This window comes from Brucella cytisi (assembly GCF_038433355.1).
GTDB lineage: Bacteria > Pseudomonadota > Alphaproteobacteria > Rhizobiales > Rhizobiaceae > Brucella > Brucella cytisi.
Genome location: NZ_JBCAUP010000032.1, coordinates 1 through 22499, shown reverse-complemented (window position 1 = coordinate 22499; position 22499 = coordinate 1). Strand labels below are relative to the sequence as shown.

Sequence of the window (22499 nt, the reverse complement as noted above, 5' to 3'; positions counted from 1 at the left end):
TGGGTCCGGCAGCCCCATTATCTCAGTCGTTGAAAACCTGTTCGACCAGGGGACGGATTTCCTGCGGAACAGAGTTGATGACAGCGTCGCGGGCCTTGTCGGCAAAGGCAGCCTGATCCACGTCGACAAACTTCACGCCCCGGCCTTCGAGGTCGGTGACGAGTGCCTTTTCGTCAGCGATGAACAATTCGCGTTCGTAAGCCTGCGTGACCTTGGCAGCTTCCTGCAATGCAGCCTGATCGATCTCCGAAAGCTTGCCCCAGCTTCGTTCCGATATGGCCAGATAGATCCACGAGCGAACGTGTTCCGTCTTGTTGACGACTTTTTGGACTTCATAGAAGCCGCCAGACTTGAAAAGCGCGAGCGGGTTTTCCTGACCTTCGATAGTGCCGTTCTGGAGTGAGGTGAAAACCTCCGAGAAGGCCATCGGGGTTGGGTTCGCACCAAGCGATTGCCATGCGGCGACAAAGATCGGCACATTCGGCACGCGAACCTTGAAGCCTTTCAGCTCTTCCGGCTTTGTTATCTCGCGATTGGCTGAAAGATTGCGCGGGCCGCGTGCGAAATAGGTCAGCGGGCGAATGCCTGCCTTTTCGACGATCTCTACCTCGATCTGCTTTCCGATCTCGCCGGAGGCAATCTTGTCCATATGTTCAAGCGATTTGTATGCATATGGCAGAGCAAGCAGGGCTGCTTTTGGCGCCCAGTTCTGCAGGCTTTCACCGGTGATGGTCATATCGGCCGTGCCAAGCTGCATGCCGTTGATGACGTCGATTTCCTTACCGAGCGATTCATTCGGATAGACTTCGACGGCAACGCGCCCTTCGGTACGAGATTTGACCTCTTCCGCGAATTTCAGTGCCGCTTTGTGCCAGATATTCTCTTCATTGGCCAGATGGCCGAGCTTGAGTGTTACCTCCTGCGCCAGCGATGTTCCTCCCATGATAGCGAGAACAGCACAGGTTGCTGCCAGACGCGTAAGAATCCGAAATTTCATTGTTTCCTCCTCTGGATAATGTCTTTGCTGTTGCTGTGAACCCTACAGAAAATATTCGGGCCGCTCCTGTTCGATGACAGGCAAATCACTCAGAATTCCTCGCAGATGTCCTCGCATCGACTGTTCGGCCTGGATGGCATCGCCGTCCGCAATTGCTTCCACCACTGCGCGATGTTGTGCAATGAGGCGATCAACCGGGAAATGCATGCTGGAAAGAAACCGTACCCGGTCCATCTGAGCCTTCATCTCGACGACGACGCGCCAGGCTTTTCCCTTGTCAGCTCCCTCGGCCAGGGTGCGGTGAAATATTTCATCCGCCTCCATGAAATCCCGTGCAGACCCGCCAACGAGCTTTTCCTGACAAACGAGCTGGGCTCGCAACTCGGTAACCAACGTCTGATCAGGAGATTGGGCCAGAAGCTTAACGATGTCCGCTTCAACCGCTTCGCGCACGAAGCGCGCATCCATTACGGCCTGAAGTGAAATTTTCGCGACGAAAGTGCCTCGCTGAGGCCGAACCTCCAGCAACCCTTCATTGGCAAGCTTGATGAAGGCTTCACGCACAGGCTGACGGCTAACCCCATATTGCTGAGCCACATCGGCCTCGGAAATCCGGGTGCCGGGCGACAATGCATTATCAATGATGGCAGCCCGCAGCGTTGCATAAAGCTGATCGACCACACTGACGTGTTTCGGTTGCAACAATGGGCTTCGCATGATTTTGACTCCTCAAATTCCGGATATACCATACTACCATACCAGTCAATATAGGACGTGTTCATACGTCATCCGAACCAAATGATTCCAGAGCCGTCAAAATTGCAGATGTCGAGAAACAGCTAAACGAGTTACGAGAAAACGGGTTGAACCCAAGAAGTTGTGCCTGGATTTCCAGGCCGGATCGTTCCTGTTGACGAAGAGGCAGAAAAATATTGAAACAGCGGACGCTGACAAACCTATGTAACGAACGTCCTACTTGGTGGAGCCTTGAACACGAGGCTCTGGACGAGGTTGTAGCTGCAGCATACGGTTTGGCGATCGACTTGACGGAAGAGGACGTGCTTGCCGGCCTGTTCGCCCTCAACCAAGAGTCGGCAACTAAACACTAAGAAGGTTGTCGCTCCTCACGCGAAATGTTGACATTAATCGGATCGCTTAGTACCCAGAAGAAAGCTCGAAAATATGCTTGGAATCTCATAAGACGTTGTTTTCGTTTCTAATCTAAGCTCGCGCTGGTGTGCCTGTTTTCTCCCTCCGGTGCCCAAAAAAACCGCATGTCGCTCTTAATAGGGCAGAACGTCCGCTATCGCCATCTTGGAAGCCACAAGCTGATAGTCCATTCCTGGCCTCATTCCGGCCATTCACAAAATTGATGACCAGTTGGCGGTTCATATCTCGTTCAAGAGCAGGGATATAATGGTTATCGAGTGGGGCGATAATCTTGACTGACTTCAGTCTGCGGTGCTGAATGTCTGAGACATCGGAAACAACTCGGCTGGAAGTCGTCCTTTGAAAGTCCACCCATCTTTTGTACCAAAACCACCTTACTCCGTGAGATGTCCGAAGAAGGTATTTCCTGAATATTCTGAACGCAGCAATCCTTCTTCGCTAAGCCTTGGCATGAGTTCATCAAGCGCTAGCCGCATTGATCCGGTTGAGCCACCCGGCGCGGTTATGAAACCGTCGATCGCACCTGCTTCAAACCATTTACGAATGTCTTGGGCTGCATCATCAACCGTCCCGATTACCTGCCAATGCGCGGCACTGATGACCTCGGGTCTACGCATGAGATCATCAACCGAAAGCTCTTCACGCTGTAACAAACGCCGAAGCAATCCCGCATGGGTTTTGCTTCGGATCTTTTCTGGCGGGGGTGGTAGGTCGGTTGGTCGAATGAGACGATTTGCGGGCCATTCCGATAGGTCGAGGCCGGTCATTTCGTGGATGAATGCGATTTTTCGAGCGCGATCACCTCGCGCATGCGTGTAGGCGAAAAGTTCTTCCGCTTCTTTCCGCGTTGGTGCCAGATAGAGACTGAGACCGGGAAGCAGGCGAACGTCGTCCGACTTTCGGCCATGGAATTGCGCACGGTCACGAAGATTGCGGCGAAGATCGATTGCCGCTTCCATATCCGGGGTCGCGGAAAAGACGGCGTCGGCAACGGATGCCGCAAAGTCGCGCCCTGCCGGTGACGCGCCAGCCTGAATAAGCGGGATGGGAGCATCCTGAACAGAAGGGACATTGAGCGGACCTTTAACCCGGTAATAGGTACCGTCGTGATTTATCGGATTTATGGCTGCCGTATCTGCAAAGCGGCCGCTTTCACGATCACGTTTCAAGGCCGATCCAGGAAAACTCTTCCATAAATCACGCACGACGCTGGTAAATTCGGCTGCCCTTGCATAGCGTTCGTCGGATGAAGGCATTTCCGTCAAACCGAAATTCTCGTTGCCATCGAGTGCCGTGACAATATTCCACCCGGCCCGGCCATTGCTGAACCAGTGCAGGGACTGGACCTGACGGGCAACGACATAAGGCGGCATGAAAGTTGTCGATATCGTGGTCAGAAGACCGATATGCGAAGTCTCCCGCGCCAGCGTTGCCATGACGAGCGTCGCATCCATGCTGCCGAAGCCCGGAGTGGTTTCCATGATCTGATGGTTCATGAAAAGACTATCGGGACGGAATACGAAATCAAGTTTCGCCGCTTCCGCTCGCCGGGCGATGTCGACGTAAAAGTCCGACCCGAACGTCCCTTCGATGTTGCTGTCTGGATGCCGCCACCCGTCGCCACTCAGCCAGGTCGGTGCCAGCGACATACCAATGTGAAGTTTCCGTTGCGCACCCATTTCAGGCTCCCGTTGATGCATATAAAAAGCTGTGCCGGCCATGGATATGGCCGGCAGGATTGGTGGTTTTACTATGTATTTAGAACGTGCCCTTGATGCCGACGCCGAATGTGCGCGGCATGGTCATGCTTGCCTCGATGCCGCCAATGCCGCGGTTCTGCTGCAGATAGGTCGGGGTGCGCTCGTCGAAGATATTCTTCACATAGCCGTAAAGCTGCAATGATTCATGGAAATCATAGTTCACACGCGCATCGGCAATCGTATAGGCGTCCACGACATAGGTCGGTGTATTGGCAAGGTCGGAATAGTAGCCGTCAGTGTGGCGAACCTGTCCGGAGATATTGAGCTTTTCCGTTGCATCCCAGCTCGCACCGATGCTGAACATGTAGCCGGGAGATTTGGCGAACTCGTTGCCCTCATAGCTCACATTGCTCGAAATTTCGTCGATTTCGGTGCGGAGAATGCCAGCACTTGTCTTGATCGTCAGATTAGACAAAAGCTGATAGTCGAGCCCAATTTCAAGACCATAGGCATGAGCCTTTTCGGCATTGATCGTATAGGATTGTGCCACACCGGGAGAGACGACGACAGGAATGTTGTACTGGGCGTTTTTGAAGTCCATGTAGAACAGATTGCCTGTCAGCGTGAGCTTGTCGTCGAGCAGATTGGCGCGCGTGAACAACTCGTAGTTCCACAGTGTCTCATCCTCAAAAGGCTTCCATTGCCGCGAATTGAGATTGAGGGAAACCCCGCCGGGATTGTAACCCTTGCTGACCAAGGCTCCGATCGTCAGATCGGGGGTGATAGCATATGCCAGCGATACCTTTGGCAGGAGCGCGGAGAATGTTTCGTCGTAATCGAGTGGCGTCGGTGCCAGCGCCGATTTTCCGATGCGCTGTACACGATCCTGCTGGTAACGTAGCCCACCGGTCAACGTCCACTGGTCGTCGAGCCGGTAGCTCACTTCGGCAAAAAGCCCCAGATTGTCTTTCGTATCGTCAAACGTCGTCGTGCCTTGAAGCAGCATGAATTCGTCCGACTTGGTATTGGCATAGAAAATACCGGCGACACCGCTGATGACGTCTTCCTGCTCGCCAAACGTGATACGAGACTCATTGGAAATGTTCTTCTGATTGATATCGGCCTTGCCGTTATTCGCAATGCCGGTATGGCGATGCACCGACGAGGCGGAATATTGCGCCTGATTGTAGAATTTCACGCCGTTGCCGAAATCATAGCCGATATCAAGGATGCCTGTATCGGTAGCCTGCTTCCAGCTTGGCATGGTCGTGGTCAGATGTTCGAGCTCATCGAATGGTGCGGATGCTGCTTCCTGGCTTGGACGGTTGGATCGATTGTGAGAATAGGTCAGCTTTGCCGTAAGGCCTGGTATCTCCGCCGGTTCCCACAGCAGTTTCAGCCGTGCATTCAGCGCCTCGAAATCCTGATTTGTCTTTTCGGAAATGAAGTTGGGACTGATATAGTCAATGAAAGTATCGCGGCCCGAATAGTCGATCGCGAGGCGCGCTGCCAGCTCATCCTTGTAGATCGGACTGTTCAGCATGATTGAGGTGCGCTTGTTGTTGTAATTGCCGATCTCGACCTGATAAGCACCTTCACGCGTGAATACCGGGTCCTTGGTGTTCACAATGATCGCACCTGCAATTGCATTCGCACCTTGAGATGTCGTCTGCGGGCCACGGAACACCTCGATACTATCGAGGTCCCACACCGAAGTCGCGCCGAAATAGTATTCGTTATAATTCAGATAATGCCCATCGAGATTGATCGTGGCGCGTGGTACGGTGCCGCCCCAGAACACGTTCTGCCCTGTGTTTGGGCCCTGCGTATCCTGCCCGCGAATGATAGGAGCGCCGACATTGTCGGTATAGATGACGTTCGGGACGTTCGCGATCACTTCAGCCACGGATGAATCGCCTGTCTTTTCCTTGTCGATTTCCTTGGCCGAAATGACGGTAACAGATGACGCCGTGTTCTTGATGTCGCGCGCGACTTTTTCCCCTGTCACGACCACAGTATCAAGCACGATCGCATCGGAGCTGGCTTTCGCAGCCTCTTGGGCAAGCGCAGGCGTTACCACAAACACCGCCAGCGTGAGTGCACTGGCGCTGGACATCAAGCCACGATTCAAACGGATATTCATAAGTCGCCCCAAACATGAGTATATTAGTCATGTTCTGTTAAAGCATAAGGGCATCATTCCGCAATAAGGAATGCGTACCGCAATACAGTATAATATCAAGCCTCCGACGTGTGTTGCATGCCTGCAACAGTGAGGGAGAGCCCGCCCAGTCGGGCTCAAAATCCTCGAGCTTCGCCCATCGCATTCGCAATGCGGAGGGCATGACTTTCCAACGGCTTGTCGCTAAACATCGATTGGCTATTACCAAGGAGGAGGCAAAGCATTTGAACGAGAACGACCTGTCCGATGAGAGCGACACAACGAGTGAAAAACGCTCGGGTACAATACAGTCGGTTTCCATTGCTGCGCGCTTTCTCCGGATTCTGGCCAATGCAGAAACCGAGCTTGCGTTGGGTGAAGTCGCCCGGCGGGCAAAGACGGGCGGATCGACAGCGCATCGTTATCTGCAGAGCCTCGTCAAGGAAGGCCTTGCGAAACAAGATGCTGCAAGCGGTCTTTACGATCTGGGGCCGACTGCGCTGAGCATCGGCATAGGCGCCTTGAAACGTGTGGACGCTGTGGAGATTGCGGCGCAACACATGAAGGCCCTTTCGCAACGACATGCCGTCAGCGGCGGTGTCGCTATCTGGACAGATCGTGGCCCGACGCTCGTGCGCTGGTATCGAAGTGCGTATTTCTCGGTCAATCCGCTGGCGCTGGGAGACACATTGCCCATCGATAATACGGCTTGCGGCCTGGTTTTTCAGGCTTTTCTACCCAAGGCTATGGTCGATGCGGCGCGTAAGGTACAGCCAGCTCACTTTCGGGGCAGCCCGCCGACAAAGTCACTGCTGGAACAGGTGCGTAACGAACGATGGTCCGAAATGACCAGCCATCTTCTTTCAAATGTGACAGGGCAGGCCGCCCCGGTCTTCGACGCGCAGCGGGAAATCGTCTGCGTCATGACGACGGTGGCCGATCTTGGACAGTTGCGAAGCGAGGACGAGCGGAGAGCGCTCTTTCATGAAGCGTCACTGGTCAATCAGGCAACTGGCGGAAGAATCGTAGACGGGGAGGGTGGTGACGCCAGCGTTTGAAATGTCACGGAGATTGCGGGGTCGTTCCTCGGGGGACGACGAGCGGCGTTCCCGAAACCGGATCGGTAATGATTACCGATGCAAGGCCGAACACATCTTCTATCAGCTTTTCTGTAACGATCTCGGATGGAGCGCCTTCCGCCATGATCGCCCCGTTTCGCATGGCTACCAGATGTGAAGCATATCGGCAGGCATGATTGAGATCGTGTAGTACGGCAACGACAGTCCGGCCCTCGCGGTTAAGTTCCGCCAGCAATTCCAGAAGTTCGATCTGATGCGCGATATCGAGATAGGTTGTCGGTTCATCGAGCAGAAGGATAGGCGTTTCTTGGGCCAGCACAAGCGCAATCCAGACGCGCTGACGCTGGCCGCCGGAAAGTTCGTCGACTGAACGGTTGGCGAGGTCGGAAATGCGGGTGGCTTCCATGGCGAGTGCTACCGCTTTTTCGTCTTTCACCGACCATTGTCGCAGAAAGGACTGATGCGGATAGCGACCGCGAGACACCAAATCGGCAACGGTGATGCCATCGGGAGCAACCGAGGTTTGCGGTAGAAGACCGAGCCTGCGCGCAGCTTCCTTTGCCGGAAAATGGCTTATGTTACGGCCATCCAGCACGACTTTTCCACTGACCGGGGCAAGCAATCGTGACAAGGCACGCAGCAATGTGGACTTCCCGCAAGCATTGGGGCCGACGATGACGGTGAAAGACGCATCCGGAATAATAATCGACAAATTTTCGACGATGACCCGATCATCGTAGCGCAATGTAACGGCGTCCGCATGCAGGCGTTGCATCATGGCTGGTCGTCCCTGGAGGAAATCACGTGGCTGTTCGTATTGCATTGTAGAACGCATTCTGCAATATGGAGTAATCAGCTCCAGTTTTCGGGGCCGAAGCAGACCGCTCGCTCCTTGTTCGATAACGGCGCAGTGTTTTCCCATTCGAAACGCTGGCTGGTCGCGCGTTCGTTCGGAAAGCTTTCCATCTGAAGATTTCCAATTTGCGTCGGTGGAGAATAGCCATGCAAGCTGCACGTCCGATTTTCTTGCTTCTCGCCAGCATGGTCATTCTGTTTTCTCCACTTCGGACGGTCATGGCCGCCGAACAGGTCTGGCCACGTACCGTAAAGCATGAAGCGGGCGAACTCGTACTGAAAACCAAACCCATTCGCATCGTATCGACCACACCCAGCATAACCGGTATTCTGCTGGCCATGGGCGCTCCTTTGGTTGCGACAGCCGCGACGACCCCGAGCCCGCTGACAGATAATAAGGGCTTTTTCCTTCAATGGGCAGAAGTCGCCGATGAGCGGGGCGTCGAAGTGCTATATCCCAATCTCGAATTCGACATGGAAGCCATTATCGGGGTTGAACCGGACCTGTTGATCGCGTCGGCGACCGGAGCGGACAGTGTCGTCCAACATTACAGCGAATTGGAAGCGCAAGGCATTCCGACGCTGGTCGTCAATTATTCTAACCAGAGCTGGCAGGAGATTGCTACTGAGCTCGGCACGGCGTTGGGGTTGGAAGATGAGACCGGCGCGACGATCGCTCGTTTCGACACCAAGGTTGCAGAGGTGGCTGCGACGATTGCGCCGCCCAGCGAACCGGTCACAATCGTCGGCTACAATATCGGCAACAGCTACTCGGTCGGCAGAATTTCAAGCCCGCAATCACAACTTCTGCAAGCATTGGGTTTCAAGGTCGATGGCTTGCCCGACACAGTAGCCAAGGATGTCACACGCCGGTCCGATTTCGATTTCATTTCCCACGAGAACCTTTCAGCAGCGATCACCGGCAAGAGCATTTTTCTTTTGCGCGGCTCACAAAATGACGTCCAGGCATTGCTGGAAGATTCAGTACTGGCGAACCTTCCCGCGGTCCGCGATCATAAAGTCTATCCTCTCGGACCATCTTCTTTCCGTATCGACTATTATTCCGGTCTCCAGATGATCGAGGCTGTTGCGTCCAATTTTCGCAAATGACGTCAAACGGGATACAATTCGTCATGCCGTTGCAGAAGCGGCGTGTTCGGGGCCTTATTATTGCCGCCGCCATTTTGGCCGCAATGGCGCTTTGCAGCCTTGCTCTGGGCTCCCGGTCAATCGCCCTTACCGACACCGTCCATGCGCTATGGCAACCTGATTTTTCGAACAACGAACATCTTGTCATTCGCGAACTGCGTTTCCCGCGCACCATCGTTGCAATCATCGCAGGGATGGCTTTTGGAATCGCTGGCGCTATCATGCAGGCTGTAACGCGCAATCCGCTCGCCGAACCAGGATTGCTGGGGATCAATGCAGGTGCAGCTGTCGCGGTCATTCTGGGGATCGTGACCTTTAACCTGACGACGATGGCGCAATACGTCTGGTTCGGATTTGCGGGTGCTGGTCTGGCAGGAATTGCCGTCTTCATTCTCGGAGACGCCCACGGCAAGGCGAATAATCCCGTGCAACTAGTGCTGGCCGGAGCCGGATTGTCGGTTGTGCTTGCGTCGGTTACGGGCATTGTTGTCATCAATGCACCGCTCGCTGTCCTTGACCAGTTTCGTCACTGGGCCGCAGGCTCCGTTGAAGGGCGCGGCCTTGATGTCGTCGCCATTCTGGTTCCGGCAATCACCGCTGGGCTTGCCGTGGCGATGTTGATCGCCGGTAACCTGAATGCAATAGCGCTAGGCAGGGATTTTGGTGCTGCGCTGGGCGTCAACCTGCATGTAACCTGGCTTCTGGCCTGTCTTTCCGTAATGCTTCTGGCAGGTTCCGCCACCGCAGGGGCTGGCCCTGTCGCGTTCGTCGGACTGGTTGCGCCTCATCTGGCCAGGACCATCACCGGACCGGACTATCGTTGGATACTGCCATACTCCGCATTGCTGTCGTCCATCCTTCTGCTAGGCGCTGACATTATCGGCAGGTTGATTGCAGCACCTTCAGAAATTGCGGCCGGGATTGTCTCCATGTTGATCGGCGGGCCGTTCTTCATCTTTGTCGTGCGCAAATTCCGGCTGACGAAACTATGAGCTGTTCAATGAATATGTTGCGAATAGGTCCTGTTTCTGTTCGCTGGAAATCGCGCCCATTGATGATCTGCTGCCTCTTGCTTGCAGTCATCCTGTTGCTTGCGGTTTTCCATATCGCAACAGGTACAATGTCGTTTAGCTCTTCCCAGGTCGTCTCGAGTCTTCTTGGCGGAAGCGACAATGCGACCGCCGACCGCATAATCCAGCGCGTACGTTTGCCTCGCCTTGTCACAGCCTTGTTTGTGGGGGCTTCACTCGGCATGGCAGGCTCGATCTTCCAATCAATCTCGCGCAATGCCCTTGGCTCGCCCGATGTGATCGGTTTTACGACAGGTGCTGCAACGGGCGCAATCGCACAGATCATATTGCTCAATGCCGGTCCGCTTGAAACAGCGCTTTCAGCCGTTGCAAGTGGGATGGCGGCGGCAGTCCTTGTGTTTGTGTTGGCTGTCAAAGGGCGCCGGACAGGCGGCTATCGGCTCATCCTCGTCGGAATCGGTGTGGGGGCCGTCCTTTCGGGCATCAACACTGTACTCCTGGTCGCGGGCGATCTGGACCAGGCCGCGTCGGCCCAACTCTGGTTATCTGGATCGCTCAATACAAGAAGCTGGGCACATGCTGTCCCGGCGATGGCCGGATTTGTGGTAACCGTGCCGCTGGCACTTTACTACGCCAAATCCACCAATCTCTTGGAGATGGGCGATGATGCGGCATGCCAGCTTGGCATTCAGCCCGAGCGTACGCGTCTGATGATGGTACTCGTTGCGGTCACCCTGACATCTGTTGCTACCGCATCAGTCGGTCCGATTGCCTTTGTCGCTCTCGCCGCGCCACAACTGGCCCGACGTCTGACCGCGAATTCTAGTTTCCCGCTGATATCGGGCGCCCTTATGGGGGCTACCCTTCTGGTCGGCGCTGATTTGTTAAGCCAGCATGTGCCGTTCGGCATCAAAATGCCGATTGGTCTTACGACCGGACTGTTGGGGGGATTTTATCTTCTTTGGATTCTTGCTTGCCACAAAAAACGCGTTTAGTTGTACTTGAGAAGCAACGTAAATTAGCCAAAAAGACAAATCACTACTGAAGCTGTGTTCTACGACAGCCGACGTCTAAAACACTCATAAGTTTCATAATTGAGGTTAGGTGGCATCAAAATTGGTGCGCTTTCTATTGTAATGATGCCGCCCCGCACCTGCGTTTCGTCGGCATTGATATGATACGATCGTCGATCCGACGGTTCAGCCCGAAAACGATAGCGCCTATTCTCGGTCCATCAGATTCTGAAGGAGTGGTGGAATGCGCGGCGCGGATATTTTGGTCCAGATGTTGATTGGCTATGGTGTAGAGACAATCTTCGGGGTGCCGGGCGATACCAACGTGCCGCTCTATGAAGCCCTGCAGCAGCGCGAAGGCGAAATCCGCCATGTCATGGCGCGTGATGAACGCTCTGCCGGTTATATGGCGGATGCCTATGGTCGTTTTACCAATAAGCCCGGTATCTTTGAGTGTCCGTCGGGTGCGGGCGCAATGTATTCGCTGCCGCCTGTCGCTGAATCAAATGGATCGTCGATACCTGTTATCCTCCTGACCATTGATATTCCTTTGCCGGGAGAAGGGCGCGGTGTTCTCACTGAGCTTGATTGCGCCAAACTGTTTGAGCCTGTGACCAAGCTCTCCGTTCAAGTGAAATCAGCGGAGAAATTGCCGGAAATCATCCGTCGTGCGTTTCGCGTCGCCTGTTCTGGAAAACCAGGTGCCGTACATCTCCAGATCCCCGAGGATATGCTTCTCGCTGAGGTCGATCCCGCACGTATTTCACTGCACATCGAAGAAGAATGCAAAACTTTCCCGGCGTTTCCGACACTGCCGCCAAAACAGAAGCTGCATGAACTGCTTGAACTGATTGCAAAGGCGGAACAACCTCTGATCGTTGCTGGCGGCGGTGTCAATCGCGCCAGAGCGGGCGATCAGATTTCAAGGCTGGCCGAGAAGTACGACATTCCAATGTGCACAACGATGACGGGGCAGGGCGCGATTGATGATGATCATCGTCTGGCAATCGGGGTTATCGGCGACAATGGTTATCATCCCCATGCCAATTGGGCGTTGGAACATTCTGATTTTACCCTGTTTGTTGGATCACGCATCGGTTCCGTTGTGACGATTGGCTGGACCTTTCCCAAGTTCACGCTTAATCGGCGTCTTGCACAGATTGATATTTCGCCCGAGATCATGGCCAATAATTATGAGAATTTGCTCTCCATTCAGGGCGATGCATTGCTGGTTCTTGAACAACTATTGCAGATCGAGCTGACGATTGAGCCCAAAAAACACGATGGCTGGATCGAGGAGTTGAATGCTCGTAGACGTATATTCTGGGAACATGCCGAGGAAGCTTTGAATGACGAGCGTGTGCCGTTGCGTCCAGAGCGAGTTGTGCGTTCCTTCAATGATGCATTGAGCCAATCGGGACAGCCAGCCCTGATTTATTCTGATGCCGGCACACCGACGCCCTACATGACACGTTTCTTGAAGATCAGCGATCAGGAGACACGGTTTGCCATTCCGCGTGCTTTTGGTGGCCTTGGATCTGCACTTCCTGCCACGGTCGGTGCTTGGTGTGCCGATTCAGACAAGCGTCCCATCGGACTGTTCGGTGATGGTTCTTTCGGCATGACGGTAGGCGAGCTTGAAACGCTTGTTCGTTTGCAGGTGCCAGCGATCCTTATCCTGTTCAACAATGCGACATTTGGCTGGATCAAAGGTTTGCACAGGTTGAAAGGACACAATCAATGCTTTGGCGTTGATTTTCTTGCCCCCAAAGGTCAAGCAATCGCCGAAGCCTATGGCCTGAAAGCATGGACGGCAAAAACCGCCGATGAGGTTGATGTAGCCTTGGCGGAAGCTTTCGCGTGGAAGGATGGCCCTTGCTTTGTCGATATCCATGTTGAATCGATCGCTGACCGTGTGCCGCCGGTCTATTCATGGCTTTTAAAGCGCGGTGAAGATCCACTCAATCTGAAACCGCTTGAACGCTCCTACGTCTGAGCCGTTTTTGACTGCCATTATTTACGACGCCACAGGCAGAGAATGTCTGTGGCGCTTTGCTTCAGTAATAAACCAATCGCGGAACAGCCGGACATTTTTCGAACCCTGACGTGCCTGCGCTGAGCAAAGAAAATAGCTTTCGCCAGATGTCTGCACGCGCTCAAGTGCAAGCTTGAGTTTTCCGGAGCGCAATTCGTCCCGCACAAAAATTCTGGGCGCGATTGCAAGCCCCATACCTGCAGCAGCACATTCGATAATAACGTCATGCGTTGGCAGACGCGGACCAAAAATGCGCTTGTTGTAATGAATACCCGCGCCGCGCAGCCAATGCAGCCACAGGCTGGGTCTGTTTGAGTTCTGAATCAAGGGGAAGTCCAGCAATTCCACATCTCCCGACAGTCCGTTTTCGGGCACGATATCTGGCGATCCAATCACGACAAGCTCTTCAGGAAACAGCAGATGGCTACGCACATTGGCCCAGTTGCCGATGCCGCGCAGCACAGCAAGATCGAGATCGGACTTCCCCCAGTCGAGATCGTGCGAGCACGGAAACACTTCAAACCAAATCTGCGGATGAGATCTCGCAAAGGTGCTGATAATGCCTGGCGCCCATTTTCGCATCAATGTCGGCGGCAAGCCGACTTTGAGCAAGCTCTGCGTTTTATACCCGCGCACTGCATCCATCGACACTTCTTCGAGCTTTGCCAGAATGCGCGAAACTTCCTCATAATAGTTCTGCCCTTCTTCGGTCAGAACCAGCCGTGGTCCAGCACGTTCAAACAGTTTAAGCCCGAGAAAAGATTCAAGATTTTGTATCTGACGGCTGACACCGCTTTGTGTCATCCCAAGATTTTCCGATGCGCGTGTGAAGCTTAGATAGCGCACCGAAGCATCGAAAGCGTGCAGAGCCGAAAGAGATGGGAGAAAGCGGCGCATTGGGTAACCTCAGAATTTCATCATGAGTTTAAGTCATGCTTAATCCAATTTTCAATGCTTTTATTTGATGAGAAAGCGCCGCATTCTCATTAAAAATAAACATAAGGGAACACGATGGACTACGGTGATAGTATCGACCGAAATCTGGTCAGTATACTGGAGGAAAACGCACGTCTCCCGGCGAGTGAATTGGCGCGGCGCGTGGGTCTTGCCCGGTCGAGTGTTCAGGAGCGGATAGGCCGTCTGGAGCGTCGCGGCGTCATATTGGGATATCGGGCTATCGTTCGCCGGGCAAAGGACGACAACAGCATTTCGGCCTATCTGTTTATCACGGCCTCGCAACGCATTGTGCAGCGTCTATTTGCAACGTTGCATGCCTATCCGGAAATCCTGACCGCTGATGCTATTAGTGGCCCGGCCAACATATTGTGCCGGGTTCATGTAGGGTTTCTCGAAGATCTGGAAGCACTCATCGAGGAGCTCGCACAAATCGAAGGGATCGAGAACGTCAGTTACTCGGTAGTACTTTCCAATAAGTTTAATAGAGAAAGCAGTCTGGTGCATTCAAGCGCTCAGTAATGCTCGATTCAAAAAGAGGGAAACAACAATGAATAGACGTAAGTTTATCCAGACAACGCTTTTGGGTGGCACGGCGGTCATGCTTGCTCCCGGCTTTTCGTGGGCTGTCGAAGACGGTGCGGCACTGAAATCCATCAAGGACCGGGGTGCCCTGCGTATCGGTGTGTTCAATGGTACTCCGCCTTACTATCAAAAAAATCTCGCCACCGGAGAATGGGACGGCTTCTGCGTTTCCATGGGCAGGGATTTGGCGGAATATATTGGTGTTCCTCTCGAAATGGTCGAAACCACTTGGGGTAATTCCGTTATGGACCTTCAGGGCGGTAAAATCGACATCATGTTTGCCCTCAGCAACAATCCTGAGCGCGCGAAATCCGTCGATTTCACCGAAGCAATGATGGATAACGTTTTCACCGTCATCACCAGCAAGGACCGCGAGGTCAAAAATTGGGAAGAATTGAACAAGCCGGAGATCCGCGTCACAGTTGATCTCGGTTCCACACAGGATCTCTTCGCCCGCAAGACATTGCCCAATTGCACGCTCGTTGCGCTCAAAGGTGCGGATGAAACAGTTATCGCACTACAGTCTGGCCGGGCAGATGCGATTGTGCAGGTTGCGCTGATGTCGGTGGTGACGGCGCACAAGCTTGGCGACAAATTTAAGGTTTTTGTTCCGGAGCCGCTGGATAGCCAGCCAACGACGATTGGTGTACGCAAAGACGAAAAGGGCGAATTCCGCGACTACGTCGATGTTTGGCTTAAAAAGCGCCGGGAGGAAGGCAAGGTCAATGAATGGATCGTCAACAGCTTGTCGCTTGTTGGCGTGCAGCCATCTGACCTGCCGCCAACTTTGAAGTTCTGACGCGTCAATCATCATGCAGCATCAGCAAAGGTCACTCGGTGTCATCATGCTTGACACCGGCTTTCCGCGTCCGTCTGGAGATGTCGGCAATCCGGCATCCTGGGAGATGCCAGTGCGTTTCAAAAAGGTAAGCGGAGCTTCGCCCGATAAAATCATCCGACAGGGTGGTGCCGGGTTGATCGAAGACTTCCTCATTGCGGGTGAAGCCTTGATTGCGGAGGGCTGCGGCGCACTGGTGACGTCTTGCGGCTTCATGGCCAGACATCAAAGTGTTCTGAGCACAAAGCTTTCTGTGCCGATTGCGACATCCAGTTTGCTTCAATTGCCAATGGTCAGCACACTGATCGGACAGGAACGCAAAGTGGGTGTGATCACTTATGACGATGCGGGCCTTGATGATGCGATCTTCGCTGCTTGTGGCGCCGACGTCAGCACGCCACGAATTGGCATGCCAGACGGTGGAGCGTTTCGTGAACTGATCGAAGGTAGTGGAACTTATGATCGCGTCGCGCTTGAAGCTGAAATCATACATGCGGCGCAAGAGTTGAAGTCTCGCGAACACGACCTTGGTGCCGTTGTTCTTGAGTGCACAAACATGCCGCCATTTGCACAAGCCGTCGCAAAAGCATGTGGCTTGCCAGTGTTCGATGTCCTGTCGCTGGGGCATTGGCTGTTCAGCTCAACGTCTTCCCGTGCCTTCGCCGGGATGTCAGAAAGAGTGAATTAATGGACTATCAATGGGACTTTTCCGGCCTTTGGCAGTATCGGGGATTATTCCTCCAGGGCCTGGCCTACACGGTCGGTTTTACGATTATAACCGTACTCTCGGGTATTTTCGTTGGAACCGTCTTCGCTCTGGGTAGGCTTTCCGGCAAAAAGATTATCACAGTCCCCATCATGACGGTTGTTGAAGTTTTCCGCTGTACGCCAGTGCTGGTGCAACTGGTTTGGTGCTACTACGCACTCCCGATGCTGATCGGATTTGAAATTTCGCCGGCCATGGCGGCTTTCATTACGCTTACCTTCTATGGTGCTGCATTTTATGCGGAAATCATTCGTGGTGGCATCGTTTCCATTGATGCGGGGCAATGGGATGCAGGACGTGCAATCGGTATGCGCCGCGGTCAGCTCATGGGCAAGATCATTCTGCCACAGGCACTGCGCCGCATGGTGCCGCCATTGGTCAACCAGTCCGTGCTTCAACTCAAGAACACATCGCTTTTGTCGGTTCTTGCTGTGCCTGATCTTCTTTATCAGGGCCAGCTTGTTACCTCGGCAACCTATCGGCCGCTTGAAACCTACACCCTGATTGCAGTGCTGTATCTCGCTGTTCTCTTCCCTCTGACGCGGCTCGCTCATGGGCTGGAAGGCAGGTTGAAATGATGAACCGTATCGAGCGAACCGTCATTGTGGGGGTAAGCTATGAATGCTGAACCGATGATCGAAGTGCGCGGACTGAAGAAGTCTTTCGGCGACATCGAGGTGCTGCGCAATATCAGCCTCACAGTTGAGCGCGGACAGGTGGTTGCGCTGATCGGACCAAGTGGCTCCGGTAAATCAACGCTACTGCGCAGTCTCAATCTGCTTTCGCTGCCCGATGCGGGTTATATCGCAATTGGTGAGCAGAAGATAGATTTCTCGTCCGGGAACCTGTCGCTCAAAGACAAATATCTCGCGGCATTCCGCGCCAATACCGGGATGGTGTTCCAGAACTTCAACCTGTTTCCGCATATGAGTGTCCTCGACAATGTCATGATCGGGCCGGTTACAGTTTTGAAGCAGGACAAAAAGGCAGCGCGTCAACTGGCTATGGAACTGCTGGAGAAGGTTGGGCTTGCAGCTCGTGCAGATGCCAGACCTGAACAGCTGTCAGGCGGTCAGAAGCAACGTGTGGCGATTGCAAGGGCGCTCGCCATGCGCCCTGATGTGATGCTGTTTGACGAGGCAACATCGGCTCTCGATCCGGCGCTGGTCGGAGAAGTTCTGGCGGTCATCCGACAACTGGCCGAGCAAGGTATGACGATGATCCTTGTGACCCATGAAATGGCCTTTGCTCGTGATGTCGCTGACAAGGTCATCTTCATGCAGGACGGTTACGTCGTTGAAACCGGCGATGCTCGTCAGGTGATCAATGAGCCGCATGAAGCCGCAACCCGAGAATTCTTAAGCCATTTCCATGGCGGTCTCGCATAAATGCACGCGCAGAACGGATAAATGTCATGACAGGCAATGTTATTGTCGTCGGGGCTGGCATTATCGGCTCCACAACCGCCTTGCGGCTTGCTGAGGCTGGCCTGAAGGTAACGCTGTGCGATGGCTCAGAACCGGGCGGTGAGCAAAGTGCAAGCTACGGCAATGGTGGCTGGATTAGCCCGGCTTCGATCATTCCAATGAGTATGCCGGGACTATGGCGGCAGGTTCCTGGCTTCCTGCTTGATCGCAACGGGCCGCTCACACTTGATTGGAAATCGGTTCCAAGGCTGGCGCCATGGTTGATGCGCTTTTTGCTTGCGGGTGCCACAAAATCACGGGTGACAAAAACTGCAGCCAAGCTCAACTGGTTGCTTAATGATGGGCCGACACGCCATCTTGAGCTCGCCAGAAAGACGGGTCAGGAGCATCTGATTGTGCAGAAGGGTTTGCTTTACGCCTATCCTGATCGTGCTGCCTTTGAGGTCGAGGCGCTCAGCTGGCAATTGCGCCGTGATAACGGCATTCTGTTCAATGAATGGCAGGAAGCGGAGCTGCGCGAACGTATCCCTGCTCTTGGGAGTGACTATCGTTTTGCCATTCATGTGACGGAAGGCGCGCATTGTCTTGATACCGGAAGTTATGTTGCGGGTATCGCAGCGCAGGCTGAAAAGACAGGTGTTCGTTTCATTCGAAGTAATGTCGTCAGGGTACTTACCGATGTTTCGCCGCGTGTTGTGCTCGATAATGATGAGAGTATTGCCGCTGACCATATTGTGCTGGCAGCAGGCATCCATTCCGGGTGTATCATGCACGATCTTGGCATGCATGTGCCCATGCAAAGCGAGCGCGGCTATCATGTAACCTTGCCGATGAATGAGCTTCCTTTCGATATCCCGATCATGCCGAGCACCGGGCGAATGGGAAATACGCCAACCAATATGGGACTGCGGCTTTCCGGACAGGTTGAATTGGCAACTGTGAAGAAAGCTCCGGATTGGCGACGCTCGGAGGTGCTGCTCAAACACGCGCTGGTGAGTTATCCCAATCTGGCAAAGCACGATTTGCAGCATATGAAACTCTGGATGGGGCATCGGCCATCGCCTGCCGATGGGATTCCGGTGATTGGCAAACTCACACGCCATACCGGAATTATCGCAGCTTTCGGCCATGGCCATATCGGGATCGCCGCTGCGCCCAAGACTGCCGATATGGTGCTCGATGAAATCAATAACTTACCTTCCGAAAGCGCTCGCGCCTTCTCGCCCGCGCGCTTCGGCTGCTAATTATCCTGAATTCAAAGGAATGAAACTATGATGCTCAAAGGTGGCTACACCAATTATGGCCAGCAGATTGGTGTGCTGATGCTGGACACGATTTTTCCTCGTCCTGCTGGCGATATCGGCAATGCGCTGTCCTATGATTTTCCTGTGCGTTACAAGACAGTAAGAGGTGCGCATGCCACACGCATCATGGGCAATAATCCCGATCCAAAACTGATCGATCCTTTCATCGAAGCCGCGCGCGAACTGGAAGCGGAAGGTGTACGCGCCATCACCACAAGCTGCGGTTTTCTTGGGCCGTTTCAGAAGGACATCGCCGCAGCGGTTAACATTCCGGTCTTCACCTCATCCTTGATGCAGGCACCGATCATTCACGCAATGCTGGCGCCAGGCAAAGTCATCGGCGTTTTTACCGAGCGCGCGCATCATATGAATGACGAACACTTCAAAGGAGTTGGCTGGTCATCTGAGGCCATTCCCGTACAGGTGCAGGGAATGAAGCAGAATGCTGAGTTTCCACAGACCTATATTGAAGGTCGCGATTATCTCGACACGGAAGTGTTGAAGGAAGAAATGCTGGAAATGACGCGAGAATTTATGGCGAGCTGTGAAAATCCCGGAGCGATCTTGTTTGAATGCACGAATATGTGCCCGTTTTCATCCTACGTTGCGGCTGAATCCGGTTTACCAGTGTTCGACATCAACACGCTGATCAACACTTTCTATCTGGCAACAAATCCACGTCGTTACCTTTAAGCGCAACCCAGCAATCAATAAAGTCAGCGATCCAAAAGTTGAATCTGCTCAAGCCTTTGTTGCGCCGTGGAAAAAAGCCCATCTCCCGTCAAAGCGGCTATGTATTCGTACCTTAATGCGCGGGCCTACAGTTAAGGGAACGGCAGATAAAATCAAATTGGTCACAGGCAGATTTCAACGGGATTTTGGGCGCGTATGCAGAAGAGGTGTAAACTGCGATATTGCGATCCGCACCTACGCAACATGTCCTTCGGCCCCGTTCCAAAGCTGACCTGGTACGGGGTGGCGAAAAAGAAGCTCGATCCGATACCGCGCGGTATTTTGAGGGTGTTGGGATGTTTGCCGCTGGAAACATGCAGAAATCCGCTCGCAGCTGCAGGGATGTCCCCGAAGATTCGCGGAATCGAAGGTATGTCGGAAGCGGATTTTTGCGACATCGAATATCGGTCCTAGGAGCAGGCGGAGTGATCGAGTATTCCGGCACGCTTCGCAGAAGCAAGGGAGCGTAACGGATTGTGACTTACGGTTTGGGAATGAAGTCATAGGTGGTCGGAATCCTGGGATGAACACGCGGCTGATGCCAAGAACTTGGACATCGGATAGGGCAAATTTTTCGATGCGTCGTTCCCGCTCATTGAGGTGCTGAGGTGATTCTTTAAAAGTAAGCACTCAACAATGGGAGAAAGTGGACACGAATGAAGACAAGTGATTATGGCATACGGCCCGGAACACTCGCCGATCTCTCACTATTAGCCCACTACGACTTTTCATTTGAAGTTCGAGATGAGATTGTTGATCCATTTGAAAAAATGGATTCCGTTCCGCTGAGGCAGCCGTATCGCAAAGATTATGGCTTTGATGAAACTGATCTGACAGAATATCTAATAGGACCCGGCAAGCAACTTTTCGTTGCGGTTCTGAATGATATTCCTATTGGGTATCTTGCTATTAGCGAAGGCTGGAACAAGTACGCTGTGGTGGAGGACGTCGCGGTTGCCGCTGGCAATCGACAAGGAGGGGTCGGAAGGCTTTTAATGGATGCTGCGGTCCATTGGGCCAGAGACACAGGATTGGCAGGCGTCCGCCTTGAAACCCAATCGACAAATATTTCTGCGTGCCGGTTTTATAGCAACTACGGGTTTTCATTAGGCGGGTATGACAGGTTTCTGTATCTTGGCCTTTATCCCGAAACACGAGAAATAGCGTTGTTCTGGTATCTGCATTTTTGAAGCTAAGGGCGCTGTTTCCGAGCTTTGATTGCACGAACCCACGTGTTTTTGAACACTACCACGCCGATGCCCAACGCAGCGGCGCCAAGGACGATCATGCCAATCGCAACGCCTTGGTCTCCGAATTGCTGATATAGCCATCCAGACTTCTCGACTGCTTGGGATGGATTTCCAAGACGGAGTGAACCCTGAATGAGTGCTCCGAAACCGACAATCAACATGCAAACGCTTCTAATCATGGCGTGCGAATAACAGGCGGACGGGCAAGAATCTAGGCATACTACCTTGGAGCCGCTGTCACGGGCTTTGATGCGCTAGATTTGAATATGAATGGTACCCGTACCTTACCCACTATCGAAGTCTGGTAAGGCTGACATCTTTTGACGGCCTCCATTGCCGCCAATCCTACGATATAGTTGGTGAATCCACCTGATTTTACCAACTCAACATCAGTCGCCTTGCCGTCTTTATGAAGCCTGAACTCGATGACTGCATTCCCGGTCTTGTTAAGAGGCATTCTGAAGCACTTACGGACCTGACTTGCTAAACAGAAGGATTCCTCGCGGCTTGGCGGTCCTTTTGCCATCGAAACACTTGGGGCGAGTGTTATGAGCAATGCGGCGCAGTATAGAAAAATCTTCATGAGGAAGTCCCTCGATGTAACCGTTCGGCGGGCAGGCCTTAGAGCGTTTCCGTTTTTCTCTGAATCGAATGCGCTTCCCAAATCAGTTTTGTTCTGATTCACTGATGCTGGCTGGATGGAGGCCAGCGTTGGATGACCGCACCGATATCGAATGATCTTCGAGAGCGCGTTATTGCCGCCGTGCTGAGTGGCGAAAGCGTTCGTTCAGTGGCGACGCGGTTTGAAATTGCCGCATCTTCAGTCGTAAAATGGTCCCAGCGCCATCGTGCGACCGGATCGGTTCATCCCGGCAAGATGGGCGGCCACCGCAAGCGGATACTCGAACCGCATCGTGATATCATTGTGCAACGGCTCGCCGAGAACCCACACCTGACACTCCATGGCCTGAAGGCGGCGTTGACCGAGCGGGGTATTTCCGTCTCGCACAATACGATCTGGGAATTCATTCGCAGTGAAGGGCTGCGCTTCAAAAAAAACACTATTCGCCCTTGAGCAAGCTCGTGCCGACGTCGCTCGCAAAAGACAGCGCTGGAAGACCCTGCAAAATCACCTTGATCCCGAACGGCTGGTCTTCATTGATGAGACCTGGATCAAGACCAACATGTCGCCGATCAGAGGCTGGGGTCCAAAAGGCAAGCGACTGCGGGCATTTGCACCGCATGGCCACTGGCGCACGCTGACATTCCTGGGCGCTTTGAGAAACGATCAGCTTACAGCACCCTGTGTCTTCGACGGACCGATGAACGGCCAGTGTTTCCGCGCCTATGTCGAGCAGCAGTTGGTCCCGGTGCTCAAGCCAGGCGACATTGTCGTCATGGACAATCTCGGCAGCCATAAGTCGGCAACCATCCGTCAATTGATCAAAGCCGC

General features: G+C 53.5%; 19 protein-coding genes and 1 pseudogene. 14 read left to right on the top strand and 6 right to left on the bottom strand.

All coding sequences use genetic code 11. The features are described from left to right. Nucleotides 1-22 precede the first annotated feature (22 nt). The 4 genes from AAE521_RS23155 to AAE521_RS23140 form a co-directional block, all read right to left on the bottom strand. Nucleotides 23-997: a TRAP transporter substrate-binding protein gene (locus AAE521_RS23155; protein ID WP_071633958.1), complete on the bottom strand. Its 975-nt coding sequence runs from the start codon at nucleotides 995-997 to the stop codon at nucleotides 23-25. 42 nt (nucleotides 998-1039) lie between these two features. Continuing rightward, on the bottom strand, nucleotides 1040-1714 hold the full coding sequence (locus tag AAE521_RS23150) for a GntR family transcriptional regulator (RefSeq protein WP_029926471.1): 675 nt from the start codon (nucleotides 1712-1714) through the stop codon (nucleotides 1040-1042). A gap of 827 nt (nucleotides 1715-2541) precedes the next feature. Beyond that, the gene (locus AAE521_RS23145) at nucleotides 2542-3846 is read right to left on the bottom strand and encodes an NtaA/DmoA family FMN-dependent monooxygenase (RefSeq protein ID WP_342062612.1); all 1305 of its coding nucleotides are present in this window, start codon (nucleotides 3844-3846) and stop codon (nucleotides 2542-2544) included. Between the two features lie 79 nt (nucleotides 3847-3925). Next, nucleotides 3926-6010 carry a TonB-dependent receptor gene (locus tag AAE521_RS23140; protein WP_342062611.1) on the bottom strand — a complete coding sequence of 695 codons (2085 nt, stop codon included), beginning with the start codon at nucleotides 6008-6010 and terminating at the stop codon, nucleotides 3926-3928. 263 nt (nucleotides 6011-6273) lie between these two features. Here AAE521_RS23140 and AAE521_RS23135 point away from each other — a divergent pair, with 263 nt between their 5' ends. Further along, the gene (locus tag AAE521_RS23135; RefSeq protein ID WP_084094419.1) at nucleotides 6274-7086 is read left to right on the top strand and encodes an IclR family transcriptional regulator; all 813 of its coding nucleotides are present in this window, start codon (nucleotides 6274-6276) and stop codon (nucleotides 7084-7086) included. Nucleotides 7087-7090: 4 nt separating this feature from the next. Here AAE521_RS23135 and AAE521_RS23130 read toward each other — a convergent pair whose 3' ends face one another. Further along, complete coding sequence (locus AAE521_RS23130; RefSeq protein WP_071633979.1) at nucleotides 7091-7885, bottom strand: ABC transporter ATP-binding protein; 795 nt, start codon at nucleotides 7883-7885, stop codon at nucleotides 7091-7093. A 224-nt stretch (nucleotides 7886-8109) separates the two neighbouring features. Between AAE521_RS23130 and fepB the strand changes: the two genes are divergently transcribed. From fepB to AAE521_RS23110, 4 genes are all read left to right on the top strand, one after another. Then, nucleotides 8110-9072: a Fe2+-enterobactin ABC transporter substrate-binding protein gene (gene fepB, locus AAE521_RS23125; RefSeq protein WP_342062610.1), complete on the top strand. Its 963-nt coding sequence runs from the start codon at nucleotides 8110-8112 to the stop codon at nucleotides 9070-9072. Nucleotides 9073-9095: 23 nt separating this feature from the next. Next, entirely contained in the window at nucleotides 9096-10103 is a 1008-nt protein-coding gene (locus tag AAE521_RS23120) for a FecCD family ABC transporter permease (protein ID WP_342062609.1), read from the top strand. A gap of 8 nt (nucleotides 10104-10111) precedes the next feature. After that, nucleotides 10112-11137, top strand: coding sequence for a FecCD family ABC transporter permease (locus tag AAE521_RS23115; RefSeq protein ID WP_342062608.1), 1026 nt, complete (start codon nucleotides 10112-10114; stop codon nucleotides 11135-11137). Between the two features lie 262 nt (nucleotides 11138-11399). Beyond that, entirely contained in the window at nucleotides 11400-13151 is a 1752-nt protein-coding gene (locus AAE521_RS23110; protein WP_071633965.1) for a thiamine pyrophosphate-binding protein, read from the top strand. Between the two features lie 21 nt (nucleotides 13152-13172). On the opposite strand, the gene AAE521_RS23105 is transcribed toward AAE521_RS23110, so the two are convergent. Next, nucleotides 13173-14087, bottom strand: a complete 915-nt coding sequence (locus tag AAE521_RS23105) for a LysR substrate-binding domain-containing protein (RefSeq protein ID WP_071633966.1) — start codon at nucleotides 14085-14087, stop codon at nucleotides 13173-13175. Between the two features lie 114 nt (nucleotides 14088-14201). Here AAE521_RS23105 and AAE521_RS23100 point away from each other — a divergent pair, with 114 nt between their 5' ends. From AAE521_RS23100 to AAE521_RS23060, 9 genes and pseudogenes are all read left to right on the top strand, one after another. Continuing rightward, nucleotides 14202-14666 carry an Lrp/AsnC family transcriptional regulator gene (locus tag AAE521_RS23100; protein ID WP_071633967.1) on the top strand — a complete coding sequence of 155 codons (465 nt, stop codon included), beginning with the start codon at nucleotides 14202-14204 and terminating at the stop codon, nucleotides 14664-14666. Nucleotides 14667-14694: 28 nt separating this feature from the next. Continuing rightward, the gene (locus tag AAE521_RS23095) at nucleotides 14695-15528 is read left to right on the top strand and encodes a transporter substrate-binding domain-containing protein (protein WP_071633968.1); all 834 of its coding nucleotides are present in this window, start codon (nucleotides 14695-14697) and stop codon (nucleotides 15526-15528) included. Between the two features lie 13 nt (nucleotides 15529-15541). Then, entirely contained in the window at nucleotides 15542-16255 is a 714-nt protein-coding gene (locus tag AAE521_RS23090) for an aspartate/glutamate racemase family protein (protein WP_071633969.1), read from the top strand. Further along, entirely contained in the window at nucleotides 16255-16911 is a 657-nt protein-coding gene (locus tag AAE521_RS23085) for an amino acid ABC transporter permease (RefSeq protein ID WP_071633970.1), read from the top strand. Before AAE521_RS23090 ends, AAE521_RS23085 begins: the two co-directional genes overlap by 1 nt. 39 nt (nucleotides 16912-16950) lie before the next feature. Further along, nucleotides 16951-17721 carry an amino acid ABC transporter ATP-binding protein gene (locus AAE521_RS23080; RefSeq protein WP_071633971.1) on the top strand — a complete coding sequence of 257 codons (771 nt, stop codon included), beginning with the start codon at nucleotides 16951-16953 and terminating at the stop codon, nucleotides 17719-17721. A gap of 26 nt (nucleotides 17722-17747) precedes the next feature. Then, the gene (locus tag AAE521_RS23075) at nucleotides 17748-19004 is read left to right on the top strand and encodes an NAD(P)/FAD-dependent oxidoreductase (protein ID WP_071633972.1); all 1257 of its coding nucleotides are present in this window, start codon (nucleotides 17748-17750) and stop codon (nucleotides 19002-19004) included. Between the two features lie 27 nt (nucleotides 19005-19031). After that, nucleotides 19032-19757: an aspartate/glutamate racemase family protein gene (locus tag AAE521_RS23070; protein ID WP_071633973.1), complete on the top strand. Its 726-nt coding sequence runs from the start codon at nucleotides 19032-19034 to the stop codon at nucleotides 19755-19757. A gap of 695 nt (nucleotides 19758-20452) precedes the next feature. Next, a complete protein-coding gene (locus tag AAE521_RS23065; protein WP_071633975.1) occupies nucleotides 20453-20986 on the top strand; it encodes a GNAT family N-acetyltransferase in 534 nt (177 codons plus the stop codon). Nucleotides 20987-21761: 775 nt separating this feature from the next. Then, nucleotides 21762-22499: pseudogene (locus AAE521_RS23060) on the top strand (IS630 family transposase); the annotation flags it as partial.